Genomic DNA, 18,593 nt, shown 5'->3' with positions numbered 1-18,593 from the left:
TAATGAAAAACAGAGGTTACCCTATTTCCGAAATTTTATTAATGACCGGACTTCCCGAAACTGAGAGTGAGAAACTGTAAATTAGGGGAGGAAAGAAACTTTTTCGGATAAAAGTTTCTTTCCTCCCCTATGACCCCTCCTATCTTCAAAAGAACCGCTTAGGGCTTGGATTGCTACGCTGGCTTGCAATCGCTAAGAACCCGCATTACTATAAAGGTTTTTGATGATTCTTTAGTTGAGATTGGGCACAGAGGGATTTGGGTAAAACTAAAGGTTCAAGTAAAAAATTCTAATATTAACTATCATTTCTTAATTTTAGTGAAAACTACCCCTTTTCACATTCAGCTGCGGCAAATTCAATAGATTTTAATTTTTTTCTAAAATTCTGTCTAAACCGCCCTCAGAGCCGGAACTTTTCTAACTTGAGGGCGGTCAGGGTAGTTCGACTCCCCTAATTCATCAAAACTCCACAATCGTGCCGAAGTCTTTCCAGCCTTCTGCGGCTTGGTAGAGTGCTTTGGAGCCGGCGGGGACGCGGAGCGTGGCGGATGCGATGGGCGTGCCTGCAAACACGTAGGTACCTGCTGTAATGACCGGCGGAGTTGCCGCTTTGCACGTTACCGTCTTCAGTTTAGGATCGTACGAAAATGAATCCTGATATATTTCGGTAAGCGTTGAAGGGAGCTCGACCGACGTCAATTCGGGACATCTGGCAAGAAAGTAGCCATTAAGAACTTTTATGTTTTCCGGTACAACCATAGAGCGCACTTTTATGCGCTGCAGCGAAGAGAAACCGATAGATTCCAGCGAAGACGGCAGGTTCAGCGTTGTAAGGTTTGTGCAAGTATGAAACACACGGTCTCCTATACGCTTTAAGCCGTTTGGCAGTGTAACGGAAATCAGTGCGCCAATGTCTCTAAAAGAGTCCTCTTCCAATTTTATTACGCCTGCAGGAACGGTGTAAGAAGTGTCCGGTTTGCCTTTCGGGTACCAGAGGAATACGGTTTTATCCTTGTTAAAGATAACGCCGTTTTGGGAAGAAAGGTAGGCGTTATCGGATGCGACCGTTACGTTTTGCAGCGTAGTTCCCCAACGGTAAGGGCGCTCTATGCCCGTTACCGTGTAGGTTACACCGCCGTGGGTAACTTCTTTGGGTATGGTAAGCGATGTTCCTGTGTACTCCGCATAGTTTGAAGAATCTGTATAAGCGGTTACGCTCACCTTTCGCTCATCTTTGTCCGTTATGTGGTAGCGCACGCCGCCTTCTTCAAAGTAGTTTACATCCGCTTGAACGGTGATGAGACCTGAAAAAGCGGTTTGCCCGCTTACTTTGTCGGTTATCTTTATGCGCGTTGAACCGACTTGTTCGCACCGCATCCCGATTTCACCCTGACTGTTCAGGTCGGCTGTGAAAAGTGTGAGGATGTCCGGTGTTTCAGCTTCCGCCGTATAGCTGCCGGAGCCTGCCGTTACGAACCGGTGTCTAAAGGTACGTCCTAGCGTTCCGGTAAGCTCTGTTGTATCCACCGTGAGCGCGGCTCCGGTATATTTAAACTTTACTTTGATGTTTGCCGCTGCCGTTACCGTGTGGTTGTAGGTTGTGTTTGCTCCTCCCGAGATGACCGTTCCGTTGTTTGTCCATTGTTCGACCGCGCAGTTCGAATCAGGCGTTGCCTTAAAGACGACGGTTTTGCCGTGTTCCACTTTATCGCCCGAACTGATTTCGCTGCCGTCAACTTTTGCTGTAAGCGTGCCGTTTCCGCCGTCCACGCCGAAATCGATTTTGAACTGTACCTGCTTAAAGGTTACGGTTACGGTAACGTCATTGCTTACTCTCAGCGTTGCCGTGCTGTTGCCGGCATTACCTCCTGCTTCCAGATCGCCTTCGGGTGTAACCGACCATGTGTCCACCGCATAGCCTTCATCCGGCACTGCCGTAAGGATAATTGTGCTGCCTTCGGGCACTTGGTTATCGGACGGAATTTCGGGCATGGACCTTACCCTGCCGTGCTGCGGCGGTGTGATTGTTACTGAGCGCATACTGAGCGGATCGCTATTCCGTTTAAAGGATACCTTAACCTGTGCGTTTGCCGTAACTTTGAGCGTGTAGGTAGGCTTCGTGCCGTTTACTTCTGTGCCGTCAAGTTCCCACTTTTCAAGATCGTAGCCTTGAAGCGGCGTTGCCGTAAAGGTAAGCACGGCGTTTTCGGCTACCATGCCGTCATCGGGCAGTGCAGGCGTTACTTTTACATTGCCGCCTATGGTGTGGTCAAGCTCTACCTTGTACTTTGTTACCGGCGGAGTTCCGCCTCCGTTTCCGCCCGCATTATTCGGGCAGGCGGTAAAAAGCAGTGCCAGCGTTATGATCCGTTATCATAAAAGTGCAGACCTAAAAACCCGAAAAATAAAGGAAGGGAAAATATGGTCAAGTACAGTAAAGAATTTAAAGAACAGGCACTGCTATTGTCGGAAGAGATAGGAGTGAAAAAGGCAGCCGAGCAGCTGGGAATCAGTTATCACACGATTGCAGACTGGAGAAAAGTGAGAAGCCGAAAGGCGAAGGAAGAAAGAATCGCATCGGACAAAAGTCCGTTGAACGAGCGGGAACTTGAGATGCAGCGGGAAATACAGGAGCTGAAAAAAGCGAATGAAATCCTCAAGGACGCTCTCGGTTTTTTCGTCGTAGACCGGAAGAAGTAAGCACGCAAGGGTTATTCAGCTACATTTTGGAAAACGCAAAGGAAAAAATGTGGTCAATTGTGAAGATGTGCAGTACCCTAAAGGTGAGCGAGACGGGCTTTTACAAGTGGAAACGGAACCGTAACAAAATAAAAAGCTGGCAACTTCTTCTGGTCGAAATACACAAGATTCTTTCAGAGGATCCTGAAAACGATAACTACGGGATAGAAAGGATACGATTGGCACTTGAGCAGCGAGGTATAAAAGTTTCTCGCTCGACTGTAATAAGAGCGATGAGGAAGGGAAACCTGCTGCATAAGAGCAGAAGAAGTCCCGATGGGCTTACCAAAGCCGACAGAAAGGCGCAACGGCCTGAAAATCTTCTGAAAGGAGACTTTAGTTCAGATGCGCCTAACAAGAAATGGCTGACCGACATAACGCAGGTTCCGTGCAAAGACGGAAAACTGTATATTGCACCGATAATGGACTGCTTTGCAGGAGAGATAATCACAGTTGCAATGGACGATAACATGAAAAAAGAGCTTTGTATAAGAGCTCTAAAGGAGGCATACGAATTAAGAAAGCCGGATGATGGGCTCATACATCACAGTGACGCAGGCTCTCAATACACGAGCGAGGCATATAAAAGCGAATTGGCTCGCCGTCATGCAATTCAAAGCATGAGCGGTGTGGGAAAGTGTTATGATAATGCGAGGATGGAATCCTTTTTTGCGACGCTGAAGAAGGAGAAACTATACCGCATAGATACAACAAAATTAAAAAGGGAAGAAGTAAAGAAAATCGTCTGGAGGTTTATTGTCTACTACAACCGACGAAGGATTACCACAATGAATCTGCAAGGTTATCCTCCTATGATTTATCGGGAACTGTTTGAAGCCGGCTTATTAAAACCGGCAGCTTAAACTACAACTTTAGGGGATTTAGGGTCTGCACTATTATTGACTTTTTCATTAAAACTGCGGCTGTGATGAGCGCCGCGGCTCTTTTCTTCTTGTTGTGTGTTCTAAACTTTGTCATAAAATCCTCCATGTTTAGGGGAGGAAGGACACCCCGACAGAACAGGTTTGCCTTGAAGCTGCGCTGGCTGTACCTTTCCTCCCCAAACCCCTCCTTCCTTTTCCGTCTGCCAAAGGGGACACCCCTTTGGAAACCCCGCGGGTTTAAGGTTTCGGGGGAATTTGTTTTGGATTGAATTGTCCCAATCCATAAGAACATTCCGATTATTCCTTTGCGAAGTTGAGCGAAGCTCAACGCTTTGCGTTCCTTGCGGTTTTCTTAAACGGTGTAATGTAAAAAACGCACGAAGACGATACTCTCGTCCTATGCGTGCCGTATGAGAAAAATAAGAATTATAATCTTTGATTAGAGATATTTTACTTAATAGAGAAATTGGGGGGGGGTAAACTTTGGCTAACATTTTTCTCTGTATTTTTCAGCTCCAAATTTGAGCTTTGAGAAAAATTAAATTTTAAGCCGTTTAAAATTAGTTTTATCATGAGGATATACTAGTATATAAACGATCATTTGTCAAGATTTGAATTTGGGAATCTTTTGGGGGAGAAAAAGTCGGCTCCACAAAAAATACTTGACAATACGTGTTAATACGTGCTATAATGCTCTTGTAGGGTGAGCTATGACATCTAATGAAATTATAAAGCTCTTAAAAAAGGCCGGTATTAAATAGTGTAGTGGAGGCAAAAATGAAATATACATATCCTGTTATTTTTGAAAATGATGACGGAAAAATAGGGGTTAGAGTTCCCGATATTTCCGGCTGTTTTACATTCGGAGACACAGTAACTGAAGCTATAGAAATGGCGGAGGATGCCATAGCTATGATGCTTGTCCATTATGAAGATAACAATCAAGCAATACCAAAAGCCAGTAATATATCGGACGTAAAAATAAAAGACGGATTTGTAAATTATGTTATAGCCGATACGGATAAATGGCGCAGGCAATTTTCAGAAAAATCGGTAAAAAAGACAGTTACCATTCCGGCATGGTTAAACTACAAGGCCGAAAATGCCAATCTTAATTTTTCGCAAGAATTACAAAATGCCCTTAAAGCAAAATTACAGATTGCTTTGTAAGTTTTGCTTATAATAGCGGGAGCCGGTTCTGGGAAAACACGCGTTATCACTTTTAGAATTGCACACATGCTCGACAAGGGGATTCCCCAGCCTCAGATTTTGGCTCTTACCTTATATAAGCCTGCTTCCGGTTTGTCTAAAATACCTATGTTTTAAGCTCAACACAGTGTCCTGTTTTTAGATAGAAAATAAATGTCTTAACCTCGATGGGCTTATCTGAATTTTCTTTAAGATTTTCCGATTCGATTTTTGCAAGATCGAGAGCCGCTTTTTTATAAATCTTCAGCTGGGTCAAGTGTGCATCCGGATTTTCTATCTCGTCGGTTTTATAATCTACAACATAGACTATTCCGTTTTTTTTAAAAAGCAAGTCTATCTGCCCGCTTACAATTTGTCCTTCATAATCCGTTAAAAAGCCATATTCGCTTTTTAATTGTTCGGCTTCTTTTGCAAGAGCATACATATCCGAATTAAAGAAATTATCGGCCCAAGTATAAATCTTTTTTCTTTCAACTTCGGAATGACCTTTCGGATAAATAAATTCCTTGTTTAAAAGACGGGCTTCTATCAAGGAGTGGGTAAGAGTTCCCAGCTCGGCAGCTGTAAATTCTTTTTGTTCATCTTTATCTTCAAAAGAATCAGGCAGCTTATCTTTTTCGGAAGTTAAAGAATACAAATGACCTTCTCTTGATTTTTTATTTACCTCATGAGCAAGACCTGTGGCGGTTGTTATTCTTTTTTCTGCAAGATTAAATTCTTTTACCTTAGAAAAAGCAAAAAGTTTTTCAAAATTGACTTTTTCATGCTTTTGTGTTTTTAAATTATTAAACAGCTTCTTTCTTTCGGTAGGTAAAATCTCAGTAAAAATAATATCTTCATGTTTATCGGGAAGAGCAGGCAAAAGCAATTCAAAAAAGCTTATAGTCTTATCCGAAAGTGTAAGCAAGTTTTTTATTTCTTCAAGACTTCTTGAGTCTGAAGATGAACAATCATTATCTTCATTTTGTAAATGATTATATACACCGCTTATAATTAAATAGGATTCGGCTCTTGTAGCTGCAACATAAAGAAGCCTCTTTGTTTCTGCAACAAGCTTTGCATTAGCCTCATCACGTAATGATTCAAAAATCAGATTGCCAGCTTTCGCAGACAAGCCCGGAGCCTTGGGAGAATACAAAACAGGCCCCATATTTTCATTATAAAAGACAAGACCTTCTTTTTTTGTAGACAGTCCTCTGTTTCCGCAGTCGGGAACTATAACAATAGGGAATTCCAAACCCTTGCTCTTATGCACAGTTAAAAATTGAACGGAGTCTTTTTGATCATCTAAGGGAAGCTCCATATCATCAAGCCTTTCATTATCTTCAATATGAGATGAAAGTAAATCCGTAAACTGAGAAAAAGTTAATCCGTTTATATCAGCTTGGCAGGCAAGCTCAAAAAGATAATCATATAAATCCATATAGTGATGGTTTTCTTCATTGCTCAATAAAAAATATCTATAAGCTTCTTCATACCAAAGATATGTAACCGACTCAGAACAGCTCATAGTTAAAACATTTTTATTTAAGCGAGCAAATAAATCGCAAGCCCGCAAATAGGCATCCTTATTTTTTCCGCTTAATTTTTCCGCTAAAGAAACATTGAAGGCTTTTGTAAAATTTAAAAGTAAAACTGCAAAAGCATCGTCATCTATATTTACAAAAGGCGAATGTAAAACTTGAGCATAAGTTTTTTTATCGGAAGGATAGGCTATAATTTTAAGCATAGCATAGATATCGTTTATAGGTGCATCATTAAATAAACCTCTTTGCTGTACACTCCTATAAGGAATACCAAAATTACGGAAAACTCTTTCGTATGTACTTTGCTTTGTCGAAGCCCTAAGCAAGACGGCAAAGTCGCTCCATGAACAAGCTCTTGCAGCTTTACCGTCTCTAATTTTAAAACCTTGATTATGCAATTCTAAAATTCTTTTTGCAAGAAACATAGCTTCAGTTTCTACAGGACTAAGAAACCGGCTTGAATCTTCCAATACATTAAATCTTTTTTTATCAAAAAACATTATTTCAATTTTAGGTTCAACTCCTTTTACAGGAGCTCTCGTTTCAGTCGGCACATATTCCGCCTCATAGGCGGGAACAGCTCCGTTTTTTTCTAAGGGCTTATTTATCTCGGAATAAAAAACTTTGGAGAATATTGTATTAAATAAATTTATAAGAGAAGGCTCCGTGCGGTAATTTATCAAAAGCCTTGTAGCAGCAAGCCTTTCTTTATCCGAAATATCGTCCGCAAGTTTTCGGAATACGGAAACATCAGCTCCTCTAAAAGCATAAATCGACTGCTTTTCATCTCCGACAAAAAAAAGTTTATTGGGACAAAGTTCGTGAGGACCGGGAACAGATTTTTCGGAGCGTTCAAATTTTTCGGCAATTAAAAAAAGCAAATCTCTTTGCAGACTATTGTTATCTTGAAATTCATCTATCATAATAATGCCTGCATTCTTTTTATAAAAGTTTCTTAAATCTACATCATTTATCAAAACATCTACAGCAAGCTGTGACACATCCGAAAAAGTTAAAAGACCTCTTTGTTTTTTTTCATATATATATTCTTTTTGAAGCTCATTAAGCATATTAAAAAAAGAAGCTAAGAAATCTCGTGAGTAGTCAAAATTATAAATACATATAAGCTTTTCATATATGACTTTTAATTTTTCTTTTATTTCTTTTACGGTATCATTTCCTCTACCTTTTGCTGTTTTAGAAATTTTATCGACAATAGGGAGCAGTTTAATAAATGCTTCATCTTTTACCGACTCAGGGAAATTAGGAAGAGTTGAATACTCACTCATAGCTTCTTCCGTAAAATTTTTAGAAGGATCGTTTTCTTTTATAAATTCAAAAACATCAAAACATTCCGCTAGAGTTTTTCTTTCCTCATCATCATAATATTTTATCTGAGCTTCTAAACTTTTTTTAAAATCAATTGGTCTTGAAATCAAAACATAATTACTTAATAATTTTACAAAAAGGCCCGACACAAAATCATCTATTCCGTTATCTCCCAAAAAAAACTGCATGGTTTTATCCGAGCGCATTTTTAAAAAGAAATCCAAGCCTATGCGGTAAGCCAACTTTTCCGATTCGGCATTATCAATGGTAAAATCGGGAGAAATACCTAAGTTTCTACATGCATCCCTTGCTATCCTATTACAAAAAGAATCTATTGTTGAAATTTTTGCAAGATGAAATTTTTCGATAGCATTTTTTGCATTAGGATGATCTATTTTTTTTAACTCGTTATAAATTCTTTTATGCATTTCGGCAGCAGCTTTTTCCGTAAAGGTTAGAGCTATTATTTTTTCTACGCAGACACCCTTTTCAACAACAAAATAAACATAGCGGGCAGCCAAAACTTTCGTTTTTCCGGAACCGGCTCCCGCAGCAATTACGGAATTTTTTTCAACGCTTACCGCATTTTTTTGATTTTCATTTAAGCTATCCATTATATTTTTTATATAATCATTCATTTTAATTTTTCTCCAATAAAATTTACTTAACCGAATAAGCTGTCCTGCAAATATGTTTAAACCCGCATGTACTGCATGTTTCAAATGAAAGGGTAGAAGGCTTTGTAAAATCTTGGGTTTTCACCTGCTCTGCAAATCTTTCCGCTTCATTAATAAATGCGTCGATTGAAGATTGAAAATCTTCACGGGATCTTTCTGATCCATTCCGTGTAACAGGAATAGCTTCATTATCGTTTACAACCTTGTTTATTTTTTGTTGCACAAAACTTAAAAACCATGCATGTTCTATAGTTTCAAAATTTTTCTTTTCTTTTGTTGAATCCTTTTTTAATTTGGATTCAGCCAAAAAGATATACATTGGTATTTGAAAATCGGTCAATTCTATTTCTTCCGCACTTGAATTTTTTTTACCATATGAAGAATAGGTCGGCATATTATTTGTTTTATAATCTATGATTACTCCGCTCCTCTCATCTTGCGGAAAAGAAGCCCTATCTATTTTACCCCTATATAAAATGCCGTCATTTTCTATTTCTATCCATTCTTCTACCCATTTAGGAGCATATCCGTCCAAAAGCGAAGCATCGCTTTCTAAAACAAAATTGACGGCTTCCATCACCCTTTTTTTTAAGGATTGAATAAAGGGCTTTGCTAAAGCACCTCTAAAATCCATGGATTTTTCTGCAAGGTCATCGAATATTAAAGAAGCTCTTTCAATATAAGTATCTAAGTTTTTAGAATTAAAATATTTATCCGTTGAACCTATCTCTTTATAAAGAACTTCCAATACATTGTGCGAAAGGTTGCCGATATTTCTGGCATCAAAGATACCTGCATCATAGTTTTCCGAAAAGACGGAAAGGACTTTTTCTAAAAACCATGAAACGGGACACTCGGTAAATATTTTTAAATCGGTTTGACTTAATTTAAGAGCACCTTCCTTAAATAAATTTTCTTCCATATATGAATTTAATTCTTCGCTAATCCCATCGTATGAATTTTGCAAATAAGAAAAATCTTTTTTCCTCTTTAATGTTGAAAATGTTGAGGCTGCATTTTTTTGAATCTTATATATTGCAGAAGTTTCCTGTGTAGCATCCTTTTTCTCTTCCGGACAATCGAGTAAAAAAGAATCATAGGATTTTAATTCTTTTATTTTTTTATTTACCCGTTCAGCATTTTTAATTTCTTCGTCTTCAGAAATTTCAAAAAGATTATTTATAATCAAATACGAATTAAAATTGTGAGGGCTAAAACTAAAAACGGTATTGGGAGATTCCGTATAGGCTTCAAAAAAATAAGAAGATGCATCGGTTTCAAAAACACCCAAAGCTTCTCGTTTATCCTTACGCAAAAAAGAAAGTTTATTATAAATAATATTTGTATGGTCTTGACTGCAATTTAAAACAAAATGATAGCTAAAAGGAGTTGCGGCGGCAACTCTGTAAGGAAATATACTTACGGCAAGCCCTGTATTTTGAGGAACATAGATAGCTTTATCCAATTCCGAAATAAAAAACTTAAACCTATCACAGGGCATGTAGGCTTCAAACTTATCTTCCAAATATAAAAGTTCTTGAAGACAAGAAATACAGCGGCCTAAGATTGCATTATCTTTTTCGGAAAAAAGATTTTCATCTATCAATTCCTTTCTAAACAAAAAATAATTTTTTTGTAAATCTGCAAAAGTTTTAGATTCGCAAATTCTATTTACGGCATAATAAAAACTATAAAACCAATCTCTCGCTTTTTTCTTTTGCTCAACTTCAATTTCATCTCTTTCATAATTTATTTTAAAAGATTCAATCCAAATATTTTTATAAACAGTATCTTCTTTATTTTCTTTCCATGATACTGCACAATTATTTTTTACGCCGTAATCTATTAAGGCTTCAGCTCCTTCCCTATCCTTCCAAGGAATATGCTTATTTAAAACAATCGGTTTTATAAATTCAAAAGCAAAATTATTTTTAACACAATCATAAATAAGAGAAAAAAGTTTGCCGGCTTGTTCAAGTCCCAACTTAAAACCCGACCGGAATTCTGCAGGGATCCCTCTAAGATAAAATTCTCTTTTTATATAAGCCGCATAGTTTTCAATATCGGGAACACTTACGGCAATCTCATCGGCTCTCACTCCTTCACTGAGAAGTTTCTCGATTTGCAAAGCGGTATTTTTTAATTCGCTTCTGGAATTTTTATAAACATCAATTAAGTTTTTCTTTTGATTAAATTTAGAACATGGAATATAGCTGATTTCTTCCTGCTGCTTTAAAAGCTCCGCATGTTCACCAAAATCTTCCATTAATTCGGGATAAATAATAATATATTTTTTTTGATATGAATAAAATTCGGAAGAAATCCAAGAAGGTTCAAACAAAGAATTCCTTTTTAAAAAATCGGCATATTCATTTTTTAAAAAAAGATAATCTCTCATTTCATCATCTTCTAAAAAATCAGAACTTCTATCGGCATAACGTTTTTCAAAGTGATCAAGCTGGGGTAAAATCCCTGCAATCCATTCGGAAAATACGGCACCCGTTTCGGCATAGTCTTGCGGAATAAGGGATTTAAACAGCGGTTTTCCGTCTTTTGCTTTTTCCGAATTAAGACGGCTTATATATTGGGCAAAAATTCTGCGCACCGTATTTGATATAGGACTTAAAGAAGTAGCTTTCGAGACAAGACAAGATTCTTTGAAGCCGTCCCACGACATATAATTTTCAGAAGGGACAGTCCCCAATCCGGTAATACTAAGCGATTTTTGAAACCACAGCCTTGAAGCAATCCTCGAAGGAAATACAAAAACATTTTGTAAATCTCTTCCATAAGTCTTTATTGTTTGTTCTATTAAATTCATATCGAATATGATTATATCATAAAATATAAAAATTATTAAGATACAATTAAAATAAACTTACAATCATATTTACTCTCTTTTCAAAAAGCAGGATTTGTAGTAGTATAAAAATATGAAAATAATTATAGTTGGCGGCGGTGTTACCGGAACGGAATTAGCCCGCAGGCTTATAAGAAAAAAGCATGATGTTGTTTTAATAGAAAGAGATGACGACACGGCCCGCCATGCAGCTAATAGGCTGGACTGTATGGTAGTACAGGCGGCAGGAAACGATACTCAAATACTCTTGGATGCCGGCATAAAAAAAGCCGATGCCATGATAGCCGTAACCGACTCGGATGAGCTCAATATGATAATCTGCGGCATCACGGATAGTCTCGCCCCGAATGTTATAAAAATAGCAAGAGTACGTAATGAAGACTATGTAAAGGCTTTAAATTTTTCGGAAGAAAGAACTCTGGGTATAAACGCGCTGGTTTATCCCGATGAAGAAGCTGCCCTCGCTGTGATTCAAGCTATCGAACACGGAGCTGTCAGCGACATTCTATCTTTTGAAAATTCAAACTATGAGCTTACCCGCTTTAATGTTTGTGAAAAAAGCACTCTGGACGGTCTTGCAGTTTTTGATATTCGAAAATATGTGGATATCCCCTTCATTGTTGTCAGTGTTGAGCAAAACGGAAAAAATAAAATTCCGTCGGGAGATACTATTTTAACGGCAGGAACACGGGTTTCAATTTTAACAAAACCTGAACACATAAAAAAATTCTATGAACTTTCGGGATTTAAAACACAAGAATTTAAAAAAATTGCCTTGGTCGGAATGGGCCGAATAGGAAAAAGCGTTGCAGAATACCTCCTTAAAAATTCAAAAGGTAATTCCTTTCTTTCAAAACTTTTACCGATCAATTTGAATCAAAAATGGAAAATTTCCATTATAGAAATAGATGATAAAAAAGCAAAAGAGGTTGCAGGAGAATTTCCCGAAGCCTCTATCTACAAAGCTGATGTTATGGACGAATCTTTCGTAGACGAAATAGGCCTAGACTCATTCGACTTAGTAATATGCACAACACCGAACTACGAATTTAATATGATAGCCTGTGCTTACCTAAAAACCCTCGGCGTTTATAAAACAATCTCGCTTGTTCAAAGTTCAGTCCTTGAAAATGTTGCATATAAAATCGGAATAGATGTTGCAGTTTCATTTAAGGATGTAGTTGTTGATTCTATAATGACTCATCTTGTAAGCGAAAACGTAACAAGCGTTCACACAATGGGTGACGGCAAACTTGAAATAATAGAACTGCAAGTTTCCGAAAAAAGCCCTGTTCTCGGACAAAAACTAAAAGATATATCTCAGCATGGAGTCTATCTTGTTCTTCTTGTTACTGATGAAAACGGAGAACAGATTCCTACCGGAGATACGGAGGTCAAGGCCGGATATAAAATTGTCTTCATAGTAAAATCTTCGCGAAGCGACGAAATTATAAAAATGTTCGGAGGTAATTAGATTTTAAATGAAAGCCTTACAATATGTCCGAATAATTTCTATGATTCTCGCAATAATTTCCATAAGCTTCATCATTCCGATTGGAACAGCTCTTTACGAAAACGAAGCTTACTTGATTCCGTCTTTTTTAATTCCTACAGCCTTTGTCTTTGCTGTTGCAGCAGTTTTTTTCTTCTTTTTGAGAAACAAAAAAGTCAGACTTTCGGTTTCGGGCGGTATAATATTGGTTGCAGCAGCATGGATAGCTGCGGGTATTTTAGGAGCAATACCATTATGTATTTCAGGCGTAATACCCAACTTTGCAGACGCCGTCTTTGAATCCGTATCAGGTTTTACAACAACGGGAGCCACCATACTCACGGATATAGAAGCCTGCCCAATGACAATGCATGTATGGAGAACCCAGATGCACTGGCTTGGAGGAATGGGAATAGTAGCTCTAACTGTTGCCCTATTTCCTCTTTTAGGAGTAGGAGGTTTTCAGCTCATCAAAAGTGAAACTACCGGCCCCGACAAGGGAAAGGTAACGGCAAAGATAACCCACACGGCAAAAGCTCTTTGGTTTATATATCTTGGAATGACTATAGTGCAGATAATCCTCTTAATGCTTGCAGGTCTTCCATTCCTCGAAGCCCTCTGCCACACCTTTGCCTCTTTGGGAACAGGAGGCTTTTCTACAAGAAATGCAAGCGTTGGAGCCTTCCATTCTCCGTCGGTTGAAATTATTTGTGCTGTCTTTATGATTTTGGCAGGTGTAAACTTCAGCCTTTATTTTCATCTGTTTACCGGCCATCCGGAAGAATTTTTCCATAATTCGGAACTTAAAGCCTATCTTAAAATAGTATTTGTATCAACCGTTTTAATTGCTCTTTCTATCTATCCCATTTACGGAATCGGAGGAGGGTTAAGACAAAGCTTTTTCCAAGTCGCCTCGATAATAACGACCACAGGCTTTTCAACGGCCGACTATAACGCATGGCCGGAGTTCGCAAAAATGGTGTTATTTTTCTTGATGTTTGTTGGGGGGTGCTCAGGCTCAACGGCAGGAAGCATCAAGGTAATCCGCTGGCTGATACTGCAAAAGCAAGCCGGAATGGAAGCAAAACGGCTTTTAAGCCCCCATGGTGTTTTCGGTATTCAGCTTAATAACCGTCCGGGAAGAAAAGATATAGTTTACAGCGTTGCAGGCTTTATGTTTTGCTACTTCCTCTTAACCCTTATTACAGCCTTGGTTGCAGCTGCCAATGGAGCTGATCTATTGAGCGGCTTTACGGCTTCTCTTGCCCTTATAGGAAACATAGGCCCCGGTTTTGGAAGAGTAGGCCCGGCAGGAAACTTTGCATTTTTTTCATCCCCGGTTAAGATTTTCTTTTCTTTTGTGATGCTTGCAGGACGATTGGAATTATACACAATGGTAATTTATTTTATGCCTGCTTTCTGGAAAAGATAAACTTCCGGCAGCTGTGTTTTCAGATACTGCTTTTAGTAAATAGCAATTACATTCGGGGTTTTCCAAACGGAATTATATTTTGTAAGACCCGAAAACTCTTCCCAGCCGTTATAAAAGGCATAACTTCTTTCTTTTGATACCATTGTACTGTTAGACGCCATCGGCGGCTGAATATTCTCACCTCGGGAAAACGCGACCCTAAAAGCATCCAAATTACCGAAATACCAGTTTTCACTCTGAGGAATGCCCATATCGAATGGAACGGACTTTGCCAAACCGAGGTCTACAGGTATCCATCCGAAGCCCTCCAGATAAAACTCCGCCCACCAGTGAAGATAACTTGCTTGAGAAACATCTGCAATGATTCCGGCAACAGGCTGAGCGGGTATACCGGCAGCCCTTGCAAGAGCCGCAAATAAAATAGTTATATCGTAGGTATCGGCCTTTTTTTCTTTCAACGCATTTACGGGCGAAGCCCCGGAATTCAATATTGAAGCCGGAATTATTTCGACATTTTTTAATAAATAATTATATATGCGTCTTGCCTTATTGTAAGGATTTCTTTCACTTTGAATAATTTCTGCTGCCGTTTTTTGAATGAGAGGATCATTCGCCGGAATTAACTCGGTAGCAATAGCATAATTATCATAGATAGCTCTGTTCTGTCGGGAGTTCACTCTTACATTAACGGGATTAATCCTTGTATTAACCTCATAAGTATTTACACCATATTCTTGTCTTATGTGAACTTTTGTAGAAGAATTTATATTTTCATACTGATGGATGGCAGCTCCCTGATAATCGGCTACAAAGGGAGAAGGATTAATAGACAAAACCTTAACATCCCTCTGTGAATAAGACTGAATCGGAAGCGGAACCTTTATAAAAAGGGAATTTTTTTCTACGGCCTCTACATTTGAAATATCAACTTCAGCAGCAATTGCAAAATTCTTTTTGTTTGAATAAGTCTTTGTACCTATTTTGTTTTTTATTCTAAAGGGAACAGTGTTGCTGGCTCCTGAAGAAGTTACAACCAAAAGCATTCCGGAATCCGCCCCATCCGGAACCCTTACATGAAGCTCCTGATTTGACCAAAGCACAAAATCGTAATCATAGTCCGAACAACGGGCGGCCTCTATTTCTTCTTTTTTTTCAACTTGTTCAATCATTGAAGAATTAAAATCGGATACAAATAAAACTTGGGAGTTTCCCCTTGTCTCCCCAAAATTCTCACCTGAAATTTTTATAATACTGCCTACTTCGGCAAAATCCTTATCTAAAGCAATTATTGAAGGGATTCCTCCGGAATGGGCCTTATCTTTTATTAAAGGCATTGAAGAAACGGACGCCATAAATGAAGGCAAAGATTTTTTATTCTGTACAACAACATATACGATGCCGCCGTTTTGATATTCGGGATATTTAAAAACAATTTTTTTATCGGTCCAAACAGTACAATTTTCCGCTTGAATGATGGCATCTCCTATTTCAATCCATGAGGAGTCTACTTCATCTCCGAAATACTCTCCGGTTATTACAATTTCATCACCGGCTTTGGCAATGGGGGGAGTAATTTCGGTTATCAAGGGATATTTAGCAGTCAAAGATGTTAAATACAAAATAAAGGCTGCAAGACTGCAAAAAAGAAGAAGGAATATAAAAAATCTAAAAACAAAATATTTTCTAAATAAATAAGTAAATCTATTGCCCATTGTTTACAGAAGTACGAGTTGTAACTTTTTGAGTACTAAAAAATAAGACTTGAGGCTTTATTTCTTGCTTTAATATATCAAATTCTTCCTTATTTGAAGGAGGCAGGTATAAATTTACATATTGGCTTAAATTTATTTCTTTCTTTTTGTCTTTAAAACCTAACATATCTTTATTTACGCCCAAGACATTTGAAACATTTAACTTGAATTTATTTACCGGTTTTAAATCACTAACTATAGAATCAACGGATTTGAATTCGGTAGCGGTAACAGCTCCGGATGGATCCAAACTTTCCCGTGTGCTCAACACAATAATAGGGGTTAACACAAAAAGAAACAAGGCTGCCGCTGCTAATGCCGGAACAGGAATTTTATTCGATTTATAAAACCAGCTTGTAGGTTTGTTTTTATTGATCTCCATCCTTTTTAAGCAATCCTGCCTTTTGGCATAGAGCTTAAGGAAAGAACCGTCAAGGTCCAGCTCAGGAAAGGAGTTTTCAGACAATTTTAGACTCATTTTTTTATATGAATCTACAATTACACTGCATTTTTCACAAGAAGCCAAATGAGCTTCAATTTTTTCTTTCCATGGGGACTCTAATTCTCCATCAACATAGGCTGAATATAAATCTTTATCAGGGCATGTAGACATCGCTTTCTCCTATATGTTTAGCTAGTTGCTCTCGAGCTCTAAAAACTCGAACCTTCACATTACCTTCGCTTATTCCAAGAATGCTCCCTATCTCCTTGTAATTCAAACTGCCGTATTCTTTAAGCTGTAAAACAGCCCTCAAATTTTTAGGCAATTTTTCAAGGGCGGCTTGAACCGAACTTATAGATTCTTGCTTTAGTACTATCTCCTCTCCGGTATCGACCTTGCGAGTATCTTCCTTTAGCGCTTTAGCATAAGCTTTTCGTTCTCGACCACACCTTTTTACATAATTAAGCGATGCATTCCTTGTAACCCTAATAAGCCAGTATTTAGCATCATCCATAGACGGGAATTCCATCTTTTTTTCGGTCATTTTTATCAAAGAATCATGGCAGATATCTTCGGCTATATCTCCTTCTCTGACTATATTGTAGGCTACTTTATAAATAACAGGCATAAGAGCTTCATATATCGACCTGAAATCATCATCCGATAAAGCTCTCACAACACCTTTACCATTAAACACTCTTATCTCCAAAATGTTACAATTTTATAAAAATTTATATAATTTATAATTTTTTCCACGTTGTTTTACCGGCCTGATCTTCAAGGACAATACCCATACCCTTTAGTTTATCCCGAATTTCATCAGCCAGTTTATAATTTTTGTCAAGTTTTGCCGAAGCTCTCTCCTCTATTAACCTAAGAATTTCGGATTCATCGATTTCAATAGAACTTTTATCCTTTAGCGTATTAAGGGCTTCTTCTATCAGTTTGATGCCCAAAATCGAATCCATTGCTGCAAGAACCGTTAACAAATCCTTTTGCGGAATGTCTTTTTCCTTTATTAAAAGCTGCAGCTCCGATAAGGCCTTAGGTGTAGATAAATCATCTTCCATAGCGGCAATAAAATTATCAAAGTAGTTGAGAGCTTTTTCATTTTTTATTATGTCTTTCGCACTTTTAAGGTTAAGGCGTCCCGTTAAGGATACATATTCCCTTATTTCGGCGTCTGATAATCCATCCATCCACTTTGCAACTCTGTTATTTAAGTTTTTTCGGCCGTTTTTTGCCGTTTCCATAGCTTCCCATGAAAAAGTAAGCTGACTTCGGTAATGCCCGCCCAAGAGCAAGAAACGGTAGTCAAGAGCTGAAAATCCCTTATTTATAACATCTTCCAAAATGATAAAAGAACCGGCAGACTTAGACATCTTGCCCTTATTCATAACGAGGAATTCGTTATGAAGCCAATAATTTACCCATTTTTTACCCGTTGCTCCTTCGGACTGGGCTATTTCATTGGTATGATGAACCCTTATATGGTCTATCCCGCCCTTGTGAATATCGATTTGTTCTCCCAGATACTTCATACTCATGGCAGAGCACTCGATATGCCAGCCGGGATAACCTCTTCCCCAAGGCGAATCCCAGATAAGAGCTTGATTTTCAAACTTGCTCTTTGTAAACCAAAGAACAAAGTCATGAGGATTGCGTTTATTTTTATCTATTTCGATACGGGCTCCGGCCTTAAGGTCTTCAAGGTTTATATTTGCCAATTCTCCGTATTTAGGAAATGTAGAAATATCATAGTAGAGGTTTCCGCCGGCCATGTAGGTGTGCCCGTTTGCTTCTATTCTTTTTATAAGCTCTATCATTTCATTTATGTGCTCTGTAGCCTTGCAGACAATACCGGGTCTTTCGATATTCAGCCTTTCGGTATCGTTAAAAAAAGCCTTTGTATAAAATTCCGCAATTTCAAGCACCGATTTACCGCGTTCTTCTGCAGATTTTAGCATTTTATCTTCACCCGAATCCTCGTCATCTGTCAAATGTCCGACATCGGTTATATTCATAACATGGGTAACATCATAACCTAAAAACCTTAGAGTCTTGACAAGGAGGTCTTGAAAAACGTAGGTGCGTAAGTTTCCTATATGTGCATAGTCATATACGGTAGGCCCGCAACCGTAAACTCCGGCCTTGCCTTTATGAATAGGTATAAATTCTTCTTTTTTATTACCCAAGGTATTATATAATTTTAAACTCATAGGTTTTACCTCTTCTGTACAGCTTGTTACCTA

The 18,593-nt window shown here is 38.3% G+C and carries 12 protein-coding genes and 1 pseudogene; 6 read left to right on the top strand and 7 right to left on the bottom strand.

Annotated features, from left to right (window positions below; all coding sequences use genetic code 11):
• Positions 1-459: 459 nt before the first annotated feature.
• Positions 460-2,352 carry an InlB B-repeat-containing protein gene (locus E4N80_RS12505; protein WP_436411322.1) on the bottom strand — a complete coding sequence of 631 codons (1,893 nt, stop codon included), beginning with the start codon at positions 2,350-2,352 and terminating at the stop codon, positions 460-462.
• Between the two features lie 69 nt (positions 2,353-2,421).
• Here E4N80_RS12505 and E4N80_RS12500 point away from each other — a divergent pair, with 69 nt between their 5' ends.
• The 4 genes and pseudogenes from E4N80_RS12500 to E4N80_RS12485 form a co-directional block, all read left to right on the top strand.
• A complete protein-coding gene (locus E4N80_RS12500) occupies positions 2,422-2,700 on the top strand; it encodes a transposase (protein ID WP_253698525.1) in 279 nt (92 codons plus the stop codon).
• A 47-nt stretch (positions 2,701-2,747) separates the two neighbouring features.
• Positions 2,748-3,602, top strand: a complete 855-nt coding sequence (locus E4N80_RS12495; protein WP_253698524.1) for an IS3 family transposase — start codon at positions 2,748-2,750, stop codon at positions 3,600-3,602.
• A 798-nt stretch (positions 3,603-4,400) separates the two neighbouring features.
• Entirely contained in the window at positions 4,401-4,793 is a 393-nt protein-coding gene (locus E4N80_RS12490) for a type II toxin-antitoxin system HicB family antitoxin (protein ID WP_253699493.1), read from the top strand.
• 3 nt (positions 4,794-4,796) lie between these two features.
• Positions 4,797-4,922: pseudogene (locus tag E4N80_RS12485) on the top strand (UvrD-helicase domain-containing protein); the annotation flags it as partial.
• Positions 4,923-4,938: 16 nt separating this feature from the next.
• Here the strand turns inward: E4N80_RS12485 and E4N80_RS12480 are convergent.
• Together E4N80_RS12480 and E4N80_RS12475 are read right to left on the bottom strand one after the other, a co-directional pair.
• Positions 4,939-8,325, bottom strand: coding sequence for a UvrD-helicase domain-containing protein (locus E4N80_RS12480; protein WP_253699491.1), 3,387 nt, complete (start codon positions 8,323-8,325; stop codon positions 4,939-4,941).
• 22 nt (positions 8,326-8,347) lie between these two features.
• Positions 8,348-11,185, bottom strand: coding sequence for a PD-(D/E)XK nuclease family protein (locus E4N80_RS12475; RefSeq protein WP_253699490.1), 2,838 nt, complete (start codon positions 11,183-11,185; stop codon positions 8,348-8,350).
• Between the two features lie 112 nt (positions 11,186-11,297).
• Here E4N80_RS12475 and trkA point away from each other — a divergent pair, with 112 nt between their 5' ends.
• Together trkA and E4N80_RS12465 are read left to right on the top strand one after the other, a co-directional pair.
• On the top strand, positions 11,298-12,698 hold the full coding sequence (gene trkA / locus E4N80_RS12470) for a Trk system potassium transporter TrkA (protein ID WP_253699489.1): 1,401 nt from the start codon (positions 11,298-11,300) through the stop codon (positions 12,696-12,698).
• Between the two features lie 7 nt (positions 12,699-12,705).
• Positions 12,706-14,148: a TrkH family potassium uptake protein gene (locus tag E4N80_RS12465; protein WP_253699488.1), complete on the top strand. Its 1,443-nt coding sequence runs from the start codon at positions 12,706-12,708 to the stop codon at positions 14,146-14,148.
• 32 nt (positions 14,149-14,180) lie between these two features.
• Here the strand turns inward: E4N80_RS12465 and E4N80_RS12460 are convergent, their stop codons facing one another.
• From E4N80_RS12460 to E4N80_RS12445, 4 genes are read right to left on the bottom strand one after another with little or no spacing between them, the layout of a single operon-like run.
• The gene (locus tag E4N80_RS12460) at positions 14,181-15,860 is read right to left on the bottom strand and encodes a transglutaminase domain-containing protein (RefSeq protein WP_253699487.1); all 1,680 of its coding nucleotides are present in this window, start codon (positions 15,858-15,860) and stop codon (positions 14,181-14,183) included.
• Positions 15,850-16,512, bottom strand: coding sequence for an anti-sigma factor family protein (locus E4N80_RS12455; protein ID WP_253699486.1), 663 nt, complete (start codon positions 16,510-16,512; stop codon positions 15,850-15,852). The genes E4N80_RS12460 and E4N80_RS12455 overlap by 11 nt, the downstream gene beginning before the upstream one ends.
• Complete coding sequence (locus tag E4N80_RS12450; RefSeq protein ID WP_253699485.1) at positions 16,496-17,038, bottom strand: RNA polymerase sigma factor; 543 nt, start codon at positions 17,036-17,038, stop codon at positions 16,496-16,498. The genes E4N80_RS12455 and E4N80_RS12450 overlap by 17 nt, the downstream gene beginning before the upstream one ends.
• A 43-nt stretch (positions 17,039-17,081) precedes the next feature.
• A complete protein-coding gene (locus E4N80_RS12445) occupies positions 17,082-18,560 on the bottom strand; it encodes a cysteine--tRNA ligase (protein ID WP_253699484.1) in 1,479 nt (492 codons plus the stop codon).
• Positions 18,561-18,593 lie beyond the last annotated feature (33 nt).

This window comes from Treponema denticola, from assembly GCF_024181605.1.
Classification (GTDB): Bacteria; Spirochaetota; Spirochaetia; order Treponematales; family Treponemataceae; genus Treponema_B; species Treponema_B denticola_B.
This window is presented reverse-complemented; position numbering and strand designations above follow the sequence as displayed.

What these genes read in the sequence shown, in the direction of transcription:
- E4N80_RS12500 (WP_253698525.1), top strand. Translation starts at nt 2,422, where the DNA reads ATGGTCAAGTACAGTAAAGAATTTAAAGAACAGGCACTGCTATTGTCG.
- E4N80_RS12495 (WP_253698524.1), top strand. Translation starts at nt 2,748, where the DNA reads ATGTGGTCAATTGTGAAGATGTGCAGTACCCTAAAGGTGAGCGAGACG.
- E4N80_RS12490 (WP_253699493.1), top strand. Translation starts at nt 4,401, where the DNA reads ATGAAATATACATATCCTGTTATTTTTGAAAATGATGACGGAAAAATA.
- E4N80_RS12480 (WP_253699491.1), bottom strand. Translation starts at nt 8,325, where the DNA reads ATGAATGATTATATAAAAAATATAATGGATAGCTTAAATGAAAATCAA.
- E4N80_RS12475 (WP_253699490.1), bottom strand. Translation starts at nt 11,185, where the DNA reads ATGAATTTAATAGAACAAACAATAAAGACTTATGGAAGAGATTTACAA.
- trkA (WP_253699489.1), top strand. Translation starts at nt 11,298, where the DNA reads ATGAAAATAATTATAGTTGGCGGCGGTGTTACCGGAACGGAATTAGCC.
- E4N80_RS12465 (WP_253699488.1), top strand. Translation starts at nt 12,706, where the DNA reads ATGAAAGCCTTACAATATGTCCGAATAATTTCTATGATTCTCGCAATA.
- E4N80_RS12460 (WP_253699487.1), bottom strand. Translation starts at nt 15,860, where the DNA reads ATGGGCAATAGATTTACTTATTTATTTAGAAAATATTTTGTTTTTAGA.
- E4N80_RS12455 (WP_253699486.1), bottom strand. Translation starts at nt 16,512, where the DNA reads ATGTCTACATGCCCTGATAAAGATTTATATTCAGCCTATGTTGATGGA.
- E4N80_RS12445 (WP_253699484.1), bottom strand. Translation starts at nt 18,560, where the DNA reads ATGAGTTTAAAATTATATAATACCTTGGGTAATAAAAAAGAAGAATTT.